Here is an 18,627-nt window from a genome sequence, read left to right as displayed (position 1 = left end):
ATCGATTGCGGGGGATTTTTTATGCCCGGAAGATTTAGCGCTGATGCACCTGATTCCCCGCCGCATACGTCTGCAGAACAGCCCGGTCATCCCCCAGCGTCATCAACACAAACAACGTCTCGGCAATGTTGTTCGCCTGCTTCAAGCGATAGCTCAGCAACGGCGTGGCGTTGTAATCCAGCACGAGGAAGTCGGCATCGGTGCCCGGTTTCAAGGTGCCGATCTTGTCTTCCAGACGCAACGCGCGAGCACCGCCGAGTGTCGCCAGGTACAGCGATTTGAATGGGCTCAGACGCGCACCTTGCAGCTGCATGACTTTGTACGCTTCGTTCAAGGTTTGCAGGATCGAGAAGCTGGTGCCGCCGCCAACGTCCGTGCCCACACCGACATTCAGTTTGTGCTTCTCGGCCATCGGCAGGTTGAACAGGCCGCTGCCGAGGAAGAAGTTCGACGTCGGGCAGAACGCGATGGCCGAACCGGTTTCCGCCAGTCGCGCGCACTCGTCGTCGCACAGGTGCACGCCGTGGGCAAACACCGAACGCTCGCCGAGCAATTGATAGTGATCGTAGACGTCCAGGTAGCCTTTACGCTCCGGGAACAGCTCTTTGACCCATTCGACTTCCTTCAGGTTTTCGCTGATGTGCGTCTGCATGTACAGGTCAGGGAATTCGCTGAGCAACTGGCCGGCGAGGGTCAGTTGTTCCGGGGTGCTGGTCGGGGCGAAACGCGGGGTGACTGCGTAGTGCAAGCGACCCTTGCCGTGCCAGCGCTCGATCAGCGCCTTGCTTTCGACGTAGCTGGATTCGGCGGTGTCGGTCAGGTAGTCCGGCGCGTTGCGGTCCATCATCACCTTGCCGGCGATCATCCGCAGGTCGAGCTGTTCGGCAGCCTCGAAGAACGAGTTCACCGATTGCGGATGCACGCTGCCGAACACCAGCGCAGTGGTGGTGCCGTTGCGCAGCAGTTCCTTGATGAAAATATCGGCGACTTCGTCGGCGTGTTTCTTGTCGGCGAACTGGCTTTCACACGGGAAGGTATAGGTGTTCAGCCAATCGAGCAGTTGCTCGCCGTAGGCGCCGACCATGCCGGTTTGCGGCAAGTGAATGTGGGTGTCGATGAAGCCGGGGGTAATCAGCGCGTCCTGATAATGAGTGATTTCGATGTCGGCCGGCAGGGTCGGCAGCAAGTCGCTGGCGTGACCGAGCGCGCTGATCTGGCCGTTGTCGACCACCAGCAAGCCGTCTTCGAAATACTCGTACGAGGCTTCAATACCGACTTCGGCGGGGTCGGCAAGGCTGTGCAGGATGGCGGCGCGGTAAGCTTTGCGAGTCAAAGGCATGAGGGTTCTCGGTTTCTAAGGCTTATCAATGAGAGGCTTGGCTGCGGCGTGAAGCGGGCAGCAGTTTGGCAATCGATGATCCGGCGCTGGCGGTCTGCTGGCCGAAATTCGCGTTATAGGTGGCGATGATTTCGCCGGCGATGGAGATGGCGATTTCCACAGGCAACTTGCCTTTGACTTCGCCGATGCCCATCGGGCAGCGCATGCGTTGCACGACGCTGTTGTCGAATCCGCGGTCGCGAAGGCGGTGTTCGAACTTCACCCGTTTGGTCTTCGAGCCGATCAGGCCGAAGTAGGCGAAGTCGTTGCGCTTGAGGATCGCGGCGGTGAGTTCGAGGTCGAGCTGGTGATTGTGGGTCATGACGATGCAGTAACTGCCGGCGGGCAGCTCGTCGATTTCGTCCACCGGTTCTTCGCTGACAATCTTGCGCACGCCGTGAGGGATCTGTTCCGGGAATTCGTCGTCCCGCGAATCGATCCAGCGTACCCGGCAGGGCAGGCTGGCGAGCAGCGGCACCAAGGCGCGGCCGACATGACCGGCACCAAACACGGCGATCTGCGCCTGGACCTGGCCCATCGGTTCGAACAGCAACACGGTCGCGCCTCCGCAGCACTGGCCGAGGCTGGCGCCGAGGCTGAAGCGCTCCAGGTGGGTGTCCTGTTTGCCGCTGGCAAGCAGGTCGCGGGCGATCTGCATGGCCTTGTATTCCAGATGCCCGCCACCGATGGTGTCGAAGGCCTGGGTGGCGCTGATGACCATCTTCGAACCGGCATTGCGCGGCGTCGAGCCAAGCTCTTCGATGATGGTCACCAACACGCAGGGCTCACCCCGGGATTGCAGGTCGGCGAGGGCGTCGATCCAGTTGTACATAGTCACCTCGACATCGTTGTTGTTTGTACCGGCCTCTTCGCGGGCAAGCCCGCTCCCACAAGGATTGCATCGTACCTGTGGGAGCTGGTTTGCCTGCGATGGCCGCGACGCGGTCTTAGAGCGAAGCCAGTTCGGTTTCAGCTTCCACGGCTTTCACCGCCTTCAACTGCCGCATCTGCTCACACCCCCACAACACACGCTCCGGGGTCGCCGGCGCATCGATTTTCGGTTGATGCTTGTAGTCGCCAAGGCTCGCCACGGCGTCCTTGATCGCACACCACGAGGCGATGCCGAGCATGAATGGCGGCTCACCCACGGCCTTGGAATGGAACACCGTGTCTTCCGGGTTCTTGCGGTTTTCCACCAGCTTCACCCGCAGGTCCAGCGGCATGTCCGCCACGGCCGGAATCTTGTAGCTGGCCGGGCCGTTGGTCATCAGCTTGCCCTTGTTGTTCCACACCAGTTCTTCCATGGTCAGCCACCCCATGCCCTGAATGAAACCACCCTCGACCTGGCCGATGTCGATGGCCGGGTTCAACGAGGCGCCGACGTCGTGGAGGATGTCGGTGCGCAGCATCTTGTACTCGCCGGTCAGGGTGTCGACGATCACCTCGCAGCACGCTGCGCCAAACGCGTAGTAGTAGAACGGACGGCCACGCGCCTGACTGCGGTCGTAGTAGATTTTCGGGGTCTTGTAGAACCCGGTGCTCGACAGCGACACCTGAGCGAAATACGCCTGCTGGATCAGTGCTTCAAAGGTCAGGATGTGATCGCGAACCCGCACGTGACCGTTGTGGAATTCCACGTCTTCTTCGCTGACCTTGTAGTGCCGCGCGGCGAATTCGACCAGACGCTGCTTGATGATTTCCGCTGCGTTCTGCGCCGCTTTGCCGTTGAGGTCAGCACCGCTGGACGCGGCGGTCGGCGAGGTGTTTGGCACCTTGTCGGTGTTGGTTGCGGTGATCTGCACACGGTCCATTTCCACCTGGAACACTTGCGCCACGACCTGCGCGACTTTGGTGTTCAAGCCCTGGCCCATTTCGGTGCCGCCATGGTTCAAGTGGATGCTGCCGTCGGTGTAGACGTGAATCAGCGCACCGGCCTGGTTGAGGAAGCTCGCGGTAAACGAAATACCGAATTTCACCGGGGTCAGCGCCAGGCCTTTTTTCAGGATCGGACTGTTGGCGTTGTAGCGACGAATTGCTTCACGACGCTCGGCGTACTGGCTGCTTTCTTCCAGCTCGGCGGTCATTTCTTCGAGCATGTTGTGCTCGACGGTCTGGTAATAATGCGTGACGTTGCGCTCGGTCTTGCCGTAGTAGTTGGCCTTGCGCACCGCCAATGGATCGAGGGCCAGATGACGGGCAATCGCGTCCATCACTTCTTCGATGGCGACCATGCCTTGCGGGCCGCCGAAGCCACGATACGCGGTGTTCGACGCGGTGTTGGTTTTGCAGCGGTGACCGTTGATGGTCGCATCGCCCAGATAGTATGAGTTGTCGGCGTGAAACATCGCACGGTCGACAATCGACGCCGACAAGTCCGGCGAGCAACCGCAGTTACCGGCCAATTCCAGGGCGATGCCGTGCAGGCGGCCGGTGCTGTCGAAGCCGACGTCGTACTCGACGTAGAACGGGTGACGCTTGCCGGTCATCAACATGTCTTCGACACGCGGCAGGCGCATTTTGGTCGGCTGGCCGGTGAGGTGCGCGATCACGGCGCACAAACAGGCCGGGCTGGCGGCTTGCGTTTCCTTGCCACCAAAACCTCCGCCCATGCGGCGCATGTCGACCACGATTTTGTTCATCGACACATCAAGCACTTCGGCGACAAGCTTCTGCACTTCCGTCGGGTTCTGCGTCGAGCAGTAGACGATCATGCCGCCGTCTTCCGTCGGCATCACCGAAGAGATCTGGGTTTCGAGGTAGAAATGTTCCTGGCCGCCGATGTGCAGCGTGCCCTGGATGCGGTGCTCGGCAGTCGCCAAGGCACCCGCAGAGTCGCCGCGCTGATGGGTGTGGCTGTCGAGCACGAAGTGGCGTTTGCGCAGGGCTTCGACCACGTCCAGCACCGGCTCGAGATCTTCGTATTCGATGATCGCGGCCATCGCGGCCTTGCGTGCGGTTTCGAGGTCTTTCGCCGCCACGGCGAGCACCGGCTGACCGACGAATTGCACGTCATCAATCGCCAGCAGCGGGTCGCCCGGCAACAGCGGCCCGATGTCCTTCAGGCCCGGCACATCTTCATGGGTGATCGCGATGCGCACGCCTTCGAAGGCGTAGCAGGGCTTGGTGTCAATGCTGATGATTTTCGCGTGGGCGCGGTCCGACAGGCGTGCATAAACGTGCAGCTGGTTCGGAAACTCCAGGCGGTCGTCGATGTACTGCGCTTCACCGGATACGTGCTTGGCGGCGCTGTCGTGCTTGACGCTGCGGCCGACACCGGTGGTCAGGTCCTTGGCGAACAGTTCAGCCAGTTCGGCTTGGGTCTTCTCTACAGCGTGATGATTAGACATAAGCGGTCACCCGAGTCTCGATGTGCGGTGTTTGCAGTTCGATGAAGTATTTACGCAGCAGGTTTTGCGCGCTGAGCAGGCGGTACTCTTTGCTGGCGCGGAAGTCCGACAGCGGGGTGAAATCTTCGGCCAGTGCGGCGCAGGCGCGTTCGACGGTGGCGTTGTTGAACGGCGCACCGAGCAATGTTTTTTCGCAGGCACTGGCGCGTTTCGGAATGGCCGCCATGCCACCGAAGGCGACGCGGGCATCGGCGATCACACCGTTTTCCAGACGGATTTGGAACGCGGCGCACACAGCGGAGATGTCATCGTCCAGACGCTTGGACACCTTGTAGGCGCGGAACAGTTGTTCGGCGCGGGCCCGCGGCACGATGATCTTCTCGATGAACTCGCTTTCCTGACGCGCGGTGACCCGGTAATCGATGAAGTAATCTTCCAGGGCCAGGGTGCGCCGGGTTTCGCCTTTGCACAGGACGATTTGCGCGCCCAGGGCGATCAGCAGGGGCGGCGAGTCTCCGATGGGCGAGGCGTTGCCGATGTTGCCGCCGAGGGTGCCCTGGTTGCGGATCTGCAGCGAGGCAAAACGTTGCAGCAACTCACCGAAATCCGGGTACTCGGCCTTTAATGCTTCGTAGCAGTCGGAGAGGGCGGTGGCGGCGCCGATTTCCAGGCGATCATCGAAACGCTCGATGCGCTTCATCTCGGCGACGTTGCCGACGTAAATCATCACCGGCAAGGTGCGGTGGAATTGTGTGACTTCAAGGGCCAGGTCTGTACCACCGGCCAGCAGGCGCGCCTGTGGATAAGCGTCATAGAGGTCGGCCAGATCGGCGACGGTCAGCGGCACCAGGCAGCGCTTGTCGCCACTGTTGAGCTCGCCGATGGACGTTGGGGCAATCGCTTTCAAGCGCGCGATGGTATCGGCTTCACGCGCATCGAACTGGTCCGGTTGCTTGCCGCAGCAAGACTGTTCGGCGGCTTGCAGGATCGGCCGATAACCGGTGCAACGGCACAGATTGCCGGCCAGCGCTTCGTGCGCCTTGTGGGAATCCGGTGCGTCGCTGTTCTTTTGCAGGGCGAACAGCGACATGACGAAGCCCGGGGTGCAGAAGCCGCATTGCGAACCGTGGCACTCGACCATGGCTTTCTGCACGCTGTGCAGTTCGCCCTGATGCTTGAGGTCTTCGACGCTGATCAATTGTTTACCGTGCAACGACGACACGAACGTCAGGCACGAGTTGAGGCTGCGATAGCGAATGTGTTCGCGGCCGTCGTCATCCGTTTGTAGCTCGCCGACCACCACAGTGCAGGCGCCGCAGTCACCGCTGGCGCAGCCTTCTTTGGTGCCGGGTTTGCCCACATGGTCGCGCAGATAATTGAGCACGGTCAGGTTTGGGTCCAGGGCGTGCTCGCTACGGAGTTCCTGGTTAAGTAAAAACTGGATCACGGAAGGCCTCGCAGACTCATTATTGTTGTTAACCGACTTGAACCGAATTTAGCAGGTCTGACTTTTCGGTCAATGATTTTCTGACTTAAAGGTCAGGAAATAGCATTTTGTCGACAAACACCTCATTTCTTCAGTATTGACCCTCACGCACACACCTGCTTTTTGGCTTGAATCGTGCCAAAACCGCCGAGTGGGCACTCCGCCATGAGCTATCAAGTGGGTTACACTGCGCCGCTTGTGCAGATCGAAGAGTTTGAAGGACAACCATGACGTTCAAGGCGCCGGACAGCCTCGCCGAGCAAATCGCTCACCACCTCGCCGAACGCATCATTCGCGGCGAAATGAAGCCCGGGGAGCGCATTCAGGAACAGAAGGTCACGCTGGCGCTCAATGTCAGCCGCGGCTCGGTCCGTGAAGCCTTGCTGATCCTCGAGCGTCGCCACCTGATCGCGATCCTGCCGCGACGGGGCGCCCATGTCACCGAACTCACGGCGCACAAGGTCCAGAGCCTGTGCACGCTGATGAGCGAGCTGTACATCCTGCTCGGTAACGCCGTGGCCAGTGGCTGGAAAGTCCAGGCCGACATGGCGCCGTTCGTGCAGATCCAGCAACGTCTGGCCGCCAGCTACGAGCGTCAGGACATCCGCACCTTCGTCGACGACAGCTTCAATGTGATGCGCGCCGCGTACCCGTTCGCCAACAACCCGTACTTGCAGGAAACCGTCGAGAATCTGCAGCCGGCCATGAGCCGCGCGTATTTCCTCGCCCTGGACCAGCGCAAGGCGTCGATGAGCGAATTCCTCGAACTGTTCGAGCGCCTGCTCGCTGCCGTGCTGGCCCGTGACTTTCCGCAGATCCGCGAAGTGCTGACGGCGTATGCCCAGCGCAGCTGCGATCTGGTGGTTTCTGCCCTGACGGACGCTTAAGCGTGCGGCTCAAGTGCATCAAGCTGGCGGGGTTCAAGTCCTTCGTCGATCCGACCACGGTGAACTTCCCCAGCAACATGGCGGCAGTGGTCGGGCCCAATGGTTGCGGCAAGTCGAACATCATCGACGCCGTGCGCTGGGTGATGGGCGAAAGCTCGGCCAAGAACTTGCGTGGCGAGTCGATGACCGACGTCATCTTCAATGGCTCCACCAGTCGTAAACCGGTGAGTCAGGCCAGCATCGAGCTGGTGTTCGATAACTCCGACGGCACGCTGCTCGGCGAATATGCCGCCTATGCGGAAATTTCCATTCGCCGCAAAGTGACCCGCGACAGCCAGACCACTTATTACCTCAACGGCACCAAATGCCGACGTCGCGACATCACCGACATCTTCCTCGGCACCGGCCTCGGCCCGCGCAGCTACTCGATCATCGAGCAGGGGATGATCTCCAAGCTGATCGAGTCCAAGCCCGAAGACCTGCGCAACTTTATTGAAGAAGCGGCGGGCATCTCCAAATACAAGGAGCGCCGGCGCGAGACTGAAAACCGCATCCGCCGCACCCACGAAAACCTGGCGCGCCTGACCGACCTGCGCGAGGAGCTCGAGCGTCAACTCGAACGCTTGCACCGTCAGGCCGAAGCCGCGAAGAAGTATCAGGAATACAAAGGCGAAGAGCGCCAGCTCAAGGCCCAGCTGTCAGCCTTGCGCTGGCAGGCATTGAACGAACAGGTCGGTCAGCGCGAAGCGGTGATCGGCAATCAGGAAGTCACCTTCGAAGCGCTGGTCGCCGAGCAACGCAACGCCGATGCCGCCATCGAACGCTTCCGGGACGGGCACCATGACCTGTCCGAGCGCTTCAATCTGGTGCAAGGGCGCTTCTATTCGGTCGGCGGCGACATCGCCCGGGTCGAGCAGAGCATCCAGCACGGTCAGCAGCGTCTGCGTCAGTTGCAGGACGATCTGAAAGAAGCCGAGCGCGCACGTCTGGAAACCGAGTCGCATCTGGGGCACGACCGCACACTGTTGCTGACCCTCGGCGAAGAGCTCGACATGCTCACGCCGGAGCAAGAAGTTACCAGCGCCGCCGCCGAAGAAGCCGCCGCCGCGCTGGAAGAATCCGAAACCACCATGCACGGCTGGCAGGAGCAATGGGACACGTTCAACCTGACCGCCGCCGAGCCGCGGCGCCAGTCCGAAGTGCAGCAGTCACGCATCCAGCAGCTGGAAACCAGCATGGAGCGTCTGGCCGACCGTCAGAAGCGCCTCGGTGAAGAGCGCGCGTTGCTCTCGGCGGACCCGGAAGACGCGGCGATCATGGAACTCAGCGAGCAACTGGCGGCCAGTGAAGCCACGCTTGAAGATTTGCAGGCCAGCGAAGAAGCCCAGGTCGAACGCCTTGAGCAACTGCGTCAGGAATTGCAGCTCGCGTTGCACAATCAGCAGCAGGCGCAAGGCGATTTGCAGCGCCTCAACGGTCGTCTCGCTTCCCTTGAAGCCTTGCAGCAAGCCGCGCTTGATCCGGGCACCGGTACCGCCGAATGGTTGCGTGAGCAGCATCTGGCGGATCGCCCGCGCCTGGCCGAAGGCCTGAAGGTGGAAGCGGGTTGGGAGCTGGCGGTGGAAACCGTGCTCGGCGCCGACCTGCAAGCGGTGCTGGTGGACGACTTCGGCGATTTCGATCTGGCTGGTTTTGCTCAGGGCGATTTGCGCTTGCTCAGCCCGGCCACTGATGGCGTGCGCGTGCCGGGCAGTTTGCTCGACAAGGTCGAGGCGCAGATCGATCTGTCGCCGTGGCTGGGGCAGGTCAAGCCGGTCGACAGCCTCGAACAGGCGCTGGCGTTGCGCAGTCAATTAACCCCTGGGCAGAGCCTGATCAGCCGTGATGGTTACTGGGTTGGTCGGCACTTTTTACGGGTACGGCGGGCCAGCGAAGCCGAAAGCGGTGTGCTGGCGCGCGGTCAGGAAATTCAGCGGTTGACCGAAGAGCGTGAAGAGCGCGAAGCCATGGTCGAGACCCTGGAAACCCAACTGCAGAACCTCCGGGCGCAACAGCGTCAGCAGGAAAACGGACGCGAACATCTGCGCCGTCTGCTGCAAGACGAAGCGCGTCAGCAAGGTGAATTGAAAGCTCAACTGTCCGCCGGCAAAGCCAAGGCTGAACAGCTGACGCTGCGTCGTACGCGCCTCGACGAAGAGCTCGCGGAACTGGGCGAACAGCGCGCGCTGGAACACGAAAACATCGGTGAGGCACGCCTGCAATTGCAGGAAGCCCTCGACGCCATGGCGCTCGACACCGAGCAGCGTGAATTGCTGTTGGCCCAGCGCGACAGCTTGCGCGAGCGCCTCGATCGGGTGCGCCAGGAAGCCCGGCAGCACAAGGATCACGCGCATCAATTGGCGGTGCGTCTCGGTTCGCTCAAGGCGCAACACGACTCGACGCGTCAGGCGCTGGAACGGCTGGAAATGCAGTCCGAGCGCCTGACCGAAAAACGCGAACAGCTCAGCCTCAATCTGGAGGAGGGTGAGGCGCCGCTGGAAGAGCTGCGGTTGAAACTGGAAGAATTGCTCGACAAGCGCATGACCGTCGACGAAGAACTCAAGACCGCGCAAATCGCTCTGGAAGACGCTGACCGTGAACTGCGTGATGCGGAAAAACGACGTAACCAGGCCGAGCAGCAGTCGCAGTTGATTCGCGGCCAGATGGAAACCCAGCGCATGGAATGGCAAGCCCTGACTGTGCGCCGCAAGACCCTTGAGGATCAACTGCTGGAAGACGGCTACGACCTGCACGGCGTGCTTGCCACGCTGACGGCCGAGGCCAACGAGAAGGACGCCGAAGAAGAACTTGAACGCATTGCCGCGCGCATTCAGCGTCTCGGTGCGATCAACCTCGCGGCCATCGACGAATACCAGCAACAATCCGAGCGTAAACGTTATCTGGATGCGCAGAACGATGATCTGGTGGAAGCGCTGGACACGCTCGAGAACGTGATTCGCAAGATCGACAAGGAAACCCGCAACCGCTTCAAAGATACCTTTGATCAGATCAATGGCGGTTTACAGGCGCTTTTCCCAAAAGTTTTCGGTGGAGGGCGCGCGTATTTGGAACTGACGGGCGAAGATCTACTCGATACAGGGGTAACGATCATGGCGCAGCCGCCAGGGAAGAAGAACAGCACCATCCATTTGCTCTCCGGTGGCGAAAAAGCCCTGACCGCATTGGCGCTGGTTTTTGCGATCTTCAAGTTGAACCCGGCGCCGTTCTGCATGCTCGATGAAGTTGACGCACCACTGGATGACGCTAACGTTGGACGCTACGCACGGCTGGTCAAGGAAATGTCGCAGACGGTGCAGTTCATCTACATCACCCACAACAAGATCGCCATGGAAATGGCCGATCAACTGATGGGGGTGACGATGCACGAACCGGGTTGCTCGCGTCTGGTGGCAGTGGATGTCGAGGAGGCGATGGCAATGGTGGACGCCTGAGTCGGCGTCTGTAGGACGGGTATTGCCAGGCCGTAGGACGTTTTTACTGGGTCTTACTTGCTGGCCAATCGACATATTCGCTAAAGCCATGGTGACAGACGGTGTAAAGTTGCCTTTGGTCGTGCTAGTTTAATGTCAATTTTTCGTATACGTGGGCAAAACGCCTGTCAGAACATAGAGTTGGCGCCACGTTTTAAAGCGGTTTGCGAGTTGTAAACCCCTTATTTTTCAGCATTTTTTATAGAGGCACGGGATTACATGGAAATCGGTCTGCGCGAGTGGCTGATCGTCATCGGCATTATTGTTATTGCCGGTATTCTTTTTGATGGCTGGCGCCGTATGCGCGGCGGCAAGGGAAAACTGAAATTCCGTCTTGACCGAAGTTTGTCCAATCTGCCGGACGAGGACACCAGCGCCGAGCTGTTGGGCCCGCCCCGCGTGCTGGACACACACAAGGAACCGCAACTGGATGAGCACGATCTGCCCTCGGTGAGCATGCCTGCCCGTGAACCGCGTGAGTCGGGTTCCAAGCGCGGCAAGCGTGGTCATGGCGAACCGTCGCAAGGCGACATGAACCTCAGCCTTGATCTGGATGGCGGCCCGAGCTTCAGCAGTCGTGACGACGATTTCCCGGATGACACCAAAGCCTCGCCAGCCGTGACTGAAAAAGATCAACCACAAGCTGAAGAAGTGCTGGTGATCAGCGTGATCTGCCGCGACGCCGCCGGTTTCAAAGGCCCTGCGTTGTTGCAGAACATTCTGGAAAGCGGTTTGCGTTTCGGCGAGATGGACATCTTCCACCGTCACGAAAGCATGGCCGGTAATGGCGAAGTCCTGTTCTCCATGGCCAATGCGGTCAAGCCGGGCATCTTTGATCTGGACGACATCGACCACTTCAGCACCCCGGCCGTGAGCTTCTTCCTCGGTCTGCCTGGACCGCGTCATCCGAAGCAAGCCTTCGACGTGATGGTGGCTGCGGCGCGCAAACTGTCCCAGGAGCTGAACGGCGAACTGAAAGACGACCAGCGCAGCGTGCTGACCGCCCAGACGATTGAGCATTACCGTCAGCGCATCGTCGAGTTCGAACGCCGCGCGTTGACCCAGAAGCGTTGATTCAAAGGTTGCTCCCGCGCTATGCGCGGGACGATCGGCAAAATAGATTGAGCAGCCTCGGCTGCTCTTTTGCTTTATGAGAGAACACCCATGACCGCCGTCAAAAACCGCATTCTAGAGCTGCGCGCTGAGCTGGATCAGCACAACTACCGCTATCACGTGCTGGACGAGCCGAGTATTCCGGATGCCGAATACGACCGTTTGTTCCACGAGCTCAAGGCCCTTGAAGCGGCTAATCCTGAACTGATCACCAACGATTCGCCGACCCAGCGTGTCGGCAGTGCGGCGTTGTCGGCGTTCACCCAGGTGCGTCATGAAGTGCCGATGCTCAGCCTCGGCAATGCCTTCGAAGAAACCGACATGCGCGAGTTCGATCGCCGGGTGACGGAAGGCCTGGACTTGCCGGCTGGCGACTTGTTTGGCGGCGGTGCGGCGGTGGAATACAGCTGTGAACCCAAGCTCGACGGCCTGGCGGTCAGCCTGCTGTATCAGGACGGCGTGTTGGTGCGCGGCGCGACTCGCGGCGACGGCACCACCGGCGAAGACATCAGCGTCAACGTCCGTACCGTGCGCAACATTCCTCTCAAACTGCACGGCACTGGCTGGCCGGCGATCCTGGAAGTGCGCGGCGAAGTGTTCATGTCCAAGGCCGGTTTCGAGCGGCTCAACGCTACCCAGCTGGACGTCGGCGGCAAGACTTTCGCCAATCCACGCAACGCCGCGGCCGGCAGCTTGCGCCAGCTCGATTCGAAGATCACCGCCAACCGTCCGCTGGAGTTCTGCTGCTATGGCATCGGTCAGACTTCGGCCGATATTGCCGACACGCACATTGGCAACCTGCAGCAGCTCAAAGTCTGGGGCTTGCCGATCAGCCATGAGCTGAAGCTGGCGCACGGCATCGACGAATGCCTGGATTACTACCGCGACATCGGCGAACGCCGCAGCGGGCTGGCGTATGAAATCGACGGCGTGGTGTTCAAGGTCAACAGCATCGCCTCTCAGCGTGAGCTGGGTTTCCGCGCTCGCGAACCGCGCTGGGCGATCGCGCACAAATTCCCGGCCATGGAAGAACTCACTGAGCTGCTCGACGTCGAGTTCCAGGTCGGTCGCACCGGCGCCGTCACGCCGGTCGCGCGTTTGAAACCGGTCAAAGTGGCCGGCGTCACCGTGGCCAACGCGACGTTGCACAACATGGATGAGGTCGCGCGACTGGGCCTGATGATTGGCGACACCGTCATCATCCGCCGCGCGGGGGACGTGATTCCGCAAGTGGTGCAAGTGGTGCTCGAGCGTCGTCCGGACAATGCCCGGCCGGTACACATTCCCGAGCAGTGCCCCGTGTGCGGTTCGCAGGTCGAGCGCACGCAACTGGTCAAACGCAGCAAGGGCCGCGAGACCGTCAGCGAAGGCGCGGTGTACCGCTGCGTCGGTCGTCTGGCCTGCGGTGCGCAACTCAAGCAGGCGATCATTCACTTCGTTTCCCGCCGTGCCATGGACATCGAAGGCCTGGGGGACAAGAGTGTCGAGCAACTGGTCGACGAAGGCCTGGTGAGCTCGCCGGCCGATCTGTATGCCCTGAAGTTCGACGACATTGTCGATCTGGAAGGCTTTGCCGAGGTTTCGAGCAACAAGTTGCTGAGTGCCATCGAGGACAGCAAAAAGCCAAGCCTGGCGCGGTTTATCTATGCCCTCGGGATTCCCGATGTCGGCGAAGAGACGGCCAAGGTGCTGGCGCGTTCTCTGGGGTCGCTGGAGCGGGTTCAGCAGGCGTTGCCGCACGTGCTCACGTACTTGCCGGACGTTGGCCTGGAAGTGGCTCACGAAATTCACAGCTTCTTTGAAGATGCGCATAACCAGCAAGTGATCAAGGAGCTGCTCAAGCACGGTCTGCAGATTCAGGATCAGGGCGAGCTTGGGGCCGAGTTCGCGGCCAGCACGACGCTGGGCGGGTTTCTCGACAAGCTGCACATTCCTTCGGTCGGGCCGGGCGGGGCGCAGAAGCTAGCGGACCGGTTTGGTTCGCTGGAAGGTGTGTTCGGTGCGGACTGGCTGGACTTGCGTCAGACGCTGCCGGAGAAACAGGCCAATTCGGTTCGCGAGTTTTTTGCGCTCGAGGACAATCGTCTGATCGCTGAGGCTGCCGAGAAGCAGTTGCGCGATTTCGGCATGCACTGGCTGAGCGAGAAGAAGGTCATCGAAGGGCTGCCGCTGGCCGGGCAGACCTGGGTGCTGACCGGTTCGCTGGAGTTGATGAGCCGCGACGTTGCCAAGGAAAAACTTGAAAGCCTGGGGGCGAAGGTAGCGGGATCGGTGTCGGCCAAGACCCACTGCGTGGTGGCAGGGCCGGGAGCGGGTTCCAAGTTGGCCAAGGCCAATGAGCTGGGGTTGAAGGTGCTCGATGAAGAAGCGTTCGTCGAGTTCCTGAAACACCACGGTATCGCGGTCGAGTCGTGATCGTTCCCACGCTCTGCGTGGGTCTGCCGCCCCGGACGCTCCGCGTCACTGGATACTTTCCCACGCAGAGCGTGGGAACGATCACTGCGTGGCGATGATCTAGTCTTGGCAAGCCTCAGGGAGAGATCGCCATGTACCGCTTCTTCGAACAGCTCAGCGCGCGCATCGCCGCGCCTTTCATGGGCGTCAACTCGCGCAACAGCAAGGTCTGGCAATGTCGCTGCGGGCAGTCGCTGTTCTTTCGCAACAGCCAGTGCCTGGCCTGTTCGGCGGCGCTGGGCTATCAGCCTGAGCAGAGTCGCTTGTCTTCGCTGCAGCCAGGTGAGCAGGCCGATACCTGGCTGCTCGATGCCGACCCGCAAGCCGGCGTGTTCCGCCGCTGCGCCAATCTCGATTCCCCGGCGGCGTGCAACTGGCTGCTCCCGGCCAATGACCACGATGCGCTTTGCATCGCCTGTAGCCTGAATCACACCATCCCTGATCTGTCGATTGCGCAAAACCACGAACGCTGGCGCAAGGCCGAAACGGCGAAGCGACGACTGGTCGCGCAGTTGGTCAGCCTCGGTTTGCAGGTGATACCCAAAACCGTCGACGAAGAAACCGGCCTGGCGTTTGATTTTATCGGTGTCGACCTCGAAGGCAAATCACCGACCACCGGTCACGCCAACGGCTTGATCACCCTCGACATCAAAGAAGCCGATGACGCCCACCGCGAGCAGGTCCGGGTGCAAATGCACGAGCCCTATCGCACGTTGCTCGGGCATTTTCGGCATGAGGTCGGGCATTATTACTGGGACCGGTTGATCGCCAGCAGCCATTGGCTGGAGCCTTTTCGTGGGTTGTTCGGTGATGAGCGCGCCAGCTACGCCGAGGCGCTGGAGCGGCATTACCAGCAAGGCGCGCCACTCGACTGGCAACAACAATGCGTCAGCGCCTACGCGACCATGCACCCGTGGGAGGACTGGGCGGAAACCTGGGCGCATTACCTGCACATGATGGATGCAGTGGACACCGCGCTGGGATTCGGCATGAGCGCGCGGGAAATGGATTTCGATTACCAGCCATTCCCGTCGAGCGCGCTCTACGACCCGCAGCATCCCGGCGGCGCGGCGTTTCTGTCGTTCGTCAATGCGTGGATCGAGTTGGCGGGCATGCTCAATGAGTTGTCGCGCAGCATGGGCCAGCCGGATTTCTACCCGTTCGTCCTGCCGCCGCCGGTGATCGCCAAGCTGCACTTCATCCATCTGGTGATCCAGCAAGAGGGCGGCAGGGCGGATGAGGTGCTGCAGGACCTCTGACCATCCTGTAGCCGCTGACGTGCAGCGGCTACAGAGGAAGGTCTTTCACAGGGATTGCATGTCCTTGAAGCCGTTCATGTTTTTTAATCCGCCCCAACGGTTGTAACTTCGTCTCAGATAGGTACAATGGCGCGGCTCGCCGTCAGGTGAGCGTCGTTATGGTGACCCCATCGGTCCCCCCGCAACGATTACCCGTAAACCTGGTCAGATCCGGAAGGAAGCAGCCACAGCGGGAACATTGTGTGCCGGGGTGTGGCTGGTGGGGTTGCCTCCATAACGCACCGCGAATCCTCTTTCGCGTTTTCTATCTGAAAATATTTTTTGTCGTTCTGCCATGGATCATCTCCAGGGCGGTTTTTCGACGTTTGCGGTTTTCAGAACGAACATTTCACTTATGCACCGATATTCATTGCTGCACGAAGGCTTGGACAAGCCTTGGTCAAGCTGCGAGCATTGCGCGCCCTCGTCAGACTGGCGCGAGGTGTTCAAGTCAGATTGATCTGCAGTCTTGCAGGGCCATCAAAAATGCGCGTCCGGGATGACACGCCATTCTTCCGCTAGCGACAGCGAGCCTGATTCATGGATGAGAAGTACCGCAGGGCTGTGGATGCCGCCGCGATTTTTTCCGAGACCGACCTGAACGGCCGGATCACCTACGTCAATGACCAATTCTGCGCCGTGTCCGGTTATAGCCGTGAAGAGCTGATCGGCCAGAATCACCGTCTGCTCAATTCCGGCGTGCATTCCTGCGAATTCTTTTCTGTGATGTGGCGCACCATTGCGCTGGGCAGTGTGTGGAAAGGCGAGATCTGCAATCGCGCCAAGGACGGCAGCCTGTACTGGGTCGACAGCACCATGGTGCCGGTCCTCGATGATGACACCGGGCGGGTCGATCGATACCTGTCGATCCGGTTCGACATCAGTGAAAAACGCGAGTTGCTGCATACCTTGCAATGGCGGGTCGGGCATGACGTGCTGACCGGATTGCCTAATCGCGCGTACCTCTCGGACTTGCTGGATCAGGCGCTGGAGTTCTCACGGCTGGAAGACACCCCGCTGGCGGTGTGCATGCTCGACCTCGACGGGTTTAAAGCGGTCAACGACGGCTACGGCCATGCCAGTGGTGATGTGTTGCTGGTGGAGGTGGCCAGGCGTTTGCGTGGCATCGTGCGGGGCGAAGATGTGGTGGCGCGTCTGGCAGGCGACGAGTTCGTGCTGGTGTTGCGTCATGTGCGGGATCTGCCCGAACTGCGTGCGGCGCTGAACCGGGTGCTGGGTGCGATTTCGGCGCCGTACGTGCTGCATGGCAAGGACGTTCATGTGTTCGCCAGCATCGGGGTCACGCTGTTTCCCCTCGACAATGAAGATGCTGAAACCCTGTTGCGTCACGCCGACCAAGCCATGTACGTGGCCAAGCAGCGCGGACGCAACCGTTTTCACCTGTTCGACGTGACTCGGGATCAAGAGGTCAAGGCGACGCACCAGACCGTCCAGCGCGTGCGTCAGGCGTTGGCAGCCGGTGAACTGCGTCTGCATTTCCAGCCCAAGGTCAACATGCGCCTGGGTAAGGTCGTCGGTTTCGAGGCGCTGTTGCGCTGGGCGCACCCGCAAAACGGCCTGATACGGGCCAGGGATTTCTTGCCCGCGGTGGAGGAGACGGACCTGATCATCGACATCGGCGAGTGGGTGATGGATCAGGTCCTGGCGCAGTTGCACCGCTGGCAGCAGGCGGGGCAGTGCTGGCCGATCAGCCTGAACATCGCGGCACGGCATTTTCAGCGTGCGGATTTTGTTGAACGGCTCAAGCAGGTGCTCGCTCGGCACGCCGAGGTGCCTGCGCAGATGCTTGACCTGGAAATCGTCGAGTCGGTGGCCATCGAGAATATCCACCACGTCAGCGTCTGTTTGCAGGCTTGTCAGGCGCTGGGGGTGCAGTTTTCGCTCGGCGACTTTGGCACCGGTTATTCGTCACTGAGCTATCTCAAGCGTCTGCGCACGCAAACCATCAAGATTGATAAGACGTTCGTGCGCGACATGCTGGAGGATCGCGATGACCTGGCGCTGACCACCGCTGTGATCGGTCTGGCCCGGGCATTTGGCCGGCAGGTGATTGCCGAAGGGCTGGAAAGCATCGAGCACGGTGAGTTGTTGCTGAGACTGGGTTGCGAGGTCGCCCAAGGCTATTTCATCGCCCGGCCAATGCCGCCCGAAGCGGTGCCAGGCTGGGTGGCGGGGTTTGTAGTGCCGCCGCAATGGCAGGCAGTGACCATGTCCCTGTAGCCACAGGCTGCTAAAAGTTTGCGGGGGTGCCGATGTACAACCGGATAATGTCATCAATCTCCCCGGACATTTTCATCCGCAACAACGTGCGCAGAATGCGCTGCACCGGCACCTTGGGGTCATTGCGCACATAGCAACCGACATTCTGTTCCTGCAACACGGCCACCGCTTTCAATTGTCGGTCGGGCAGCAGGCGCTGATTGAACCAGTCCAGTGTCCATTGATTGCTCACGGCATAGCGATGACGCCCGGCATTGAGTTTTTCCAGCACTTGTTCCTGATTGCGCGCGTCTTCGCGGCGCAGGCGATCGGCATCGAACAGCGGTTGCAGCGTCGGGTAGTAATAGCCGAGCACTGTGCCGATGGGCTGGCGTGAGAGGTTCGCAGGCAACACCAGGGCGGACGGGGCTTGCTGACTGACCAGCACGTCACGCTGAAACCACAGCGGGATGCTCCAGATGTAGTCGCCTGACTGATTCGGTAGCCATGACTGCGCGGCATAGCAGCGCACATCGACCTCGCCGTGTTCCATGGCGTTTTGCACTCGCGCCCGGGGCAGTACGTGAAATTCCGCCGGCACTCCCACCTGAGTGGCCAGGCTGAGCATCACGTCATACAGGATGCCCTGGGTCAGGCGGCCATGATCCAGTTGCACCATCGGCATCGCCCAACTGTCGGGCACGACAAATCGCAACGGCGCTTCGGCAGCGGCGGCGCTCACACTTATCCACAGCAATGCCCCCAAGGCACAACGCATAAACGCTCCGGTACAGCTGAAACCCGAGCCGATTAAAGCCCCCAAAGTGCAGCTTAGCCAGATTAGACGAGCACACCGGATGCAATTTTGGCCTTGCTCCGCTAGCATTAGCCGCTTCTGTTCCTTCGTTGCGACG

11 protein-coding genes and 1 other RNA gene are annotated in these 18,627 nt (G+C 60.5%); 7 read left to right on the top strand and 5 right to left on the bottom strand.

Features of this window, described 5'->3' with window-relative positions; translation table 11 throughout:
- Positions 1–34 precede the first annotated feature (34 nt).
- The 4 genes from guaD to xdhA all read right to left on the bottom strand — a co-directional run bounded on the left by guaD (position 35) and on the right by xdhA (position 6,172).
- Positions 35–1,339, bottom strand: a complete 1,305-nt coding sequence (guaD, locus tag SB725_RS17035) for a guanine deaminase (RefSeq protein ID WP_027921748.1) — start codon at positions 1,337–1,339, stop codon at positions 35–37.
- Positions 1,340–1,364: 25 nt separating this feature from the next.
- Positions 1,365–2,210: a xanthine dehydrogenase accessory protein XdhC gene (xdhC, locus tag SB725_RS17030; RefSeq protein WP_027921747.1), complete on the bottom strand. Its 846-nt coding sequence runs from the start codon at positions 2,208–2,210 to the stop codon at positions 1,365–1,367.
- Between the two features lie 115 nt (positions 2,211–2,325).
- Positions 2,326–4,725 carry a xanthine dehydrogenase molybdopterin binding subunit gene (xdhB, locus tag SB725_RS17025; RefSeq protein WP_059181318.1) on the bottom strand — a complete coding sequence of 800 codons (2,400 nt, stop codon included), beginning with the start codon at positions 4,723–4,725 and terminating at the stop codon, positions 2,326–2,328.
- Complete coding sequence (xdhA, locus tag SB725_RS17020) at positions 4,718–6,172, bottom strand: xanthine dehydrogenase small subunit (protein ID WP_027921745.1); 1,455 nt, start codon at positions 6,170–6,172, stop codon at positions 4,718–4,720. The genes xdhB and xdhA overlap by 8 nt, the downstream gene beginning before the upstream one ends.
- Before the next feature lie 266 nt (positions 6,173–6,438).
- Between xdhA and SB725_RS17015 the strand changes: the two genes are divergently transcribed.
- From SB725_RS17015 to SB725_RS16985, 7 genes are all read left to right on the top strand, one after another.
- Positions 6,439–7,098 (top strand): GntR family transcriptional regulator, encoded by a 660-nt coding sequence (locus SB725_RS17015; protein WP_027921744.1) that lies wholly within the window; start codon positions 6,439–6,441, stop codon positions 7,096–7,098.
- 2 nt (positions 7,099–7,100) lie between these two features.
- Entirely contained in the window at positions 7,101–10,589 is a 3,489-nt protein-coding gene (gene smc / locus SB725_RS17010) for a chromosome segregation protein SMC (RefSeq protein ID WP_410922302.1), read from the top strand.
- Positions 10,590–10,847: 258 nt separating this feature from the next.
- Positions 10,848–11,702 carry a cell division protein ZipA gene (gene zipA, locus SB725_RS17005; RefSeq protein ID WP_027921742.1) on the top strand — a complete coding sequence of 285 codons (855 nt, stop codon included), beginning with the start codon at positions 10,848–10,850 and terminating at the stop codon, positions 11,700–11,702.
- A gap of 90 nt (positions 11,703–11,792) precedes the next feature.
- The gene (ligA, locus tag SB725_RS17000; RefSeq protein ID WP_410922300.1) at positions 11,793–14,156 is read left to right on the top strand and encodes an NAD-dependent DNA ligase LigA; all 2,364 of its coding nucleotides are present in this window, start codon (positions 11,793–11,795) and stop codon (positions 14,154–14,156) included.
- Positions 14,157–14,287: 131 nt separating this feature from the next.
- Positions 14,288–15,454, top strand: coding sequence for a putative zinc-binding metallopeptidase (locus tag SB725_RS16995; RefSeq protein ID WP_410922298.1), 1,167 nt, complete (start codon positions 14,288–14,290; stop codon positions 15,452–15,454).
- A gap of 168 nt (positions 15,455–15,622) precedes the next feature.
- An RNA gene (gene ffs / locus SB725_RS16990) (signal recognition particle sRNA small type) lies at positions 15,623–15,719 on the top strand.
- 314 nt (positions 15,720–16,033) lie between these two features.
- Positions 16,034–17,734 carry a putative bifunctional diguanylate cyclase/phosphodiesterase gene (locus SB725_RS16985; RefSeq protein WP_059181315.1) on the top strand — a complete coding sequence of 567 codons (1,701 nt, stop codon included), beginning with the start codon at positions 16,034–16,036 and terminating at the stop codon, positions 17,732–17,734.
- 10 nt (positions 17,735–17,744) lie between these two features.
- Here the strand turns inward: SB725_RS16985 and SB725_RS16980 are convergent, their stop codons facing one another.
- Complete coding sequence (locus tag SB725_RS16980; protein ID WP_410922296.1) at positions 17,745–18,491, bottom strand: substrate-binding periplasmic protein; 747 nt, start codon at positions 18,489–18,491, stop codon at positions 17,745–17,747.
- Positions 18,492–18,627: the final 136 nt, after the last annotated feature.

The organism is Pseudomonas sp. SIMBA_041 (genome assembly GCF_046535095.1).
Classification (GTDB): domain Bacteria; phylum Pseudomonadota; class Gammaproteobacteria; order Pseudomonadales; family Pseudomonadaceae; genus Aquipseudomonas; species Aquipseudomonas mucoides.
Note: the sequence above shows the minus strand (reverse complement) of the source record. Positions and strands in the feature narration are given on the sequence as shown.

Excerpts from the sequence above, each read along its gene's own strand:
- guaD (WP_027921748.1), bottom strand. The coding sequence starts at position 1,339 with ATGCCTTTGACTCGCAAAGCTTACCGCGCCGCCATCCTGCACAGCCTT.
- xdhC (WP_027921747.1), bottom strand. The coding sequence starts at position 2,210 with ATGTACAACTGGATCGACGCCCTCGCCGACCTGCAATCCCGGGGTGAG.
- xdhB (WP_059181318.1), bottom strand. The coding sequence starts at position 4,725 with ATGTCTAATCATCACGCTGTAGAGAAGACCCAAGCCGAACTGGCTGAA.
- SB725_RS17015 (WP_027921744.1), top strand. The coding sequence starts at position 6,439 with ATGACGTTCAAGGCGCCGGACAGCCTCGCCGAGCAAATCGCTCACCAC.
- zipA (WP_027921742.1), top strand. The coding sequence starts at position 10,848 with ATGGAAATCGGTCTGCGCGAGTGGCTGATCGTCATCGGCATTATTGTT.
- ligA (WP_410922300.1), top strand. The coding sequence starts at position 11,793 with ATGACCGCCGTCAAAAACCGCATTCTAGAGCTGCGCGCTGAGCTGGAT.
- SB725_RS16995 (WP_410922298.1), top strand. The coding sequence starts at position 14,288 with ATGTACCGCTTCTTCGAACAGCTCAGCGCGCGCATCGCCGCGCCTTTC.
- SB725_RS16985 (WP_059181315.1), top strand. The coding sequence starts at position 16,034 with ATGGATGAGAAGTACCGCAGGGCTGTGGATGCCGCCGCGATTTTTTCC.
- SB725_RS16980 (WP_410922296.1), bottom strand. The coding sequence starts at position 18,491 with ATGCGTTGTGCCTTGGGGGCATTGCTGTGGATAAGTGTGAGCGCCGCC.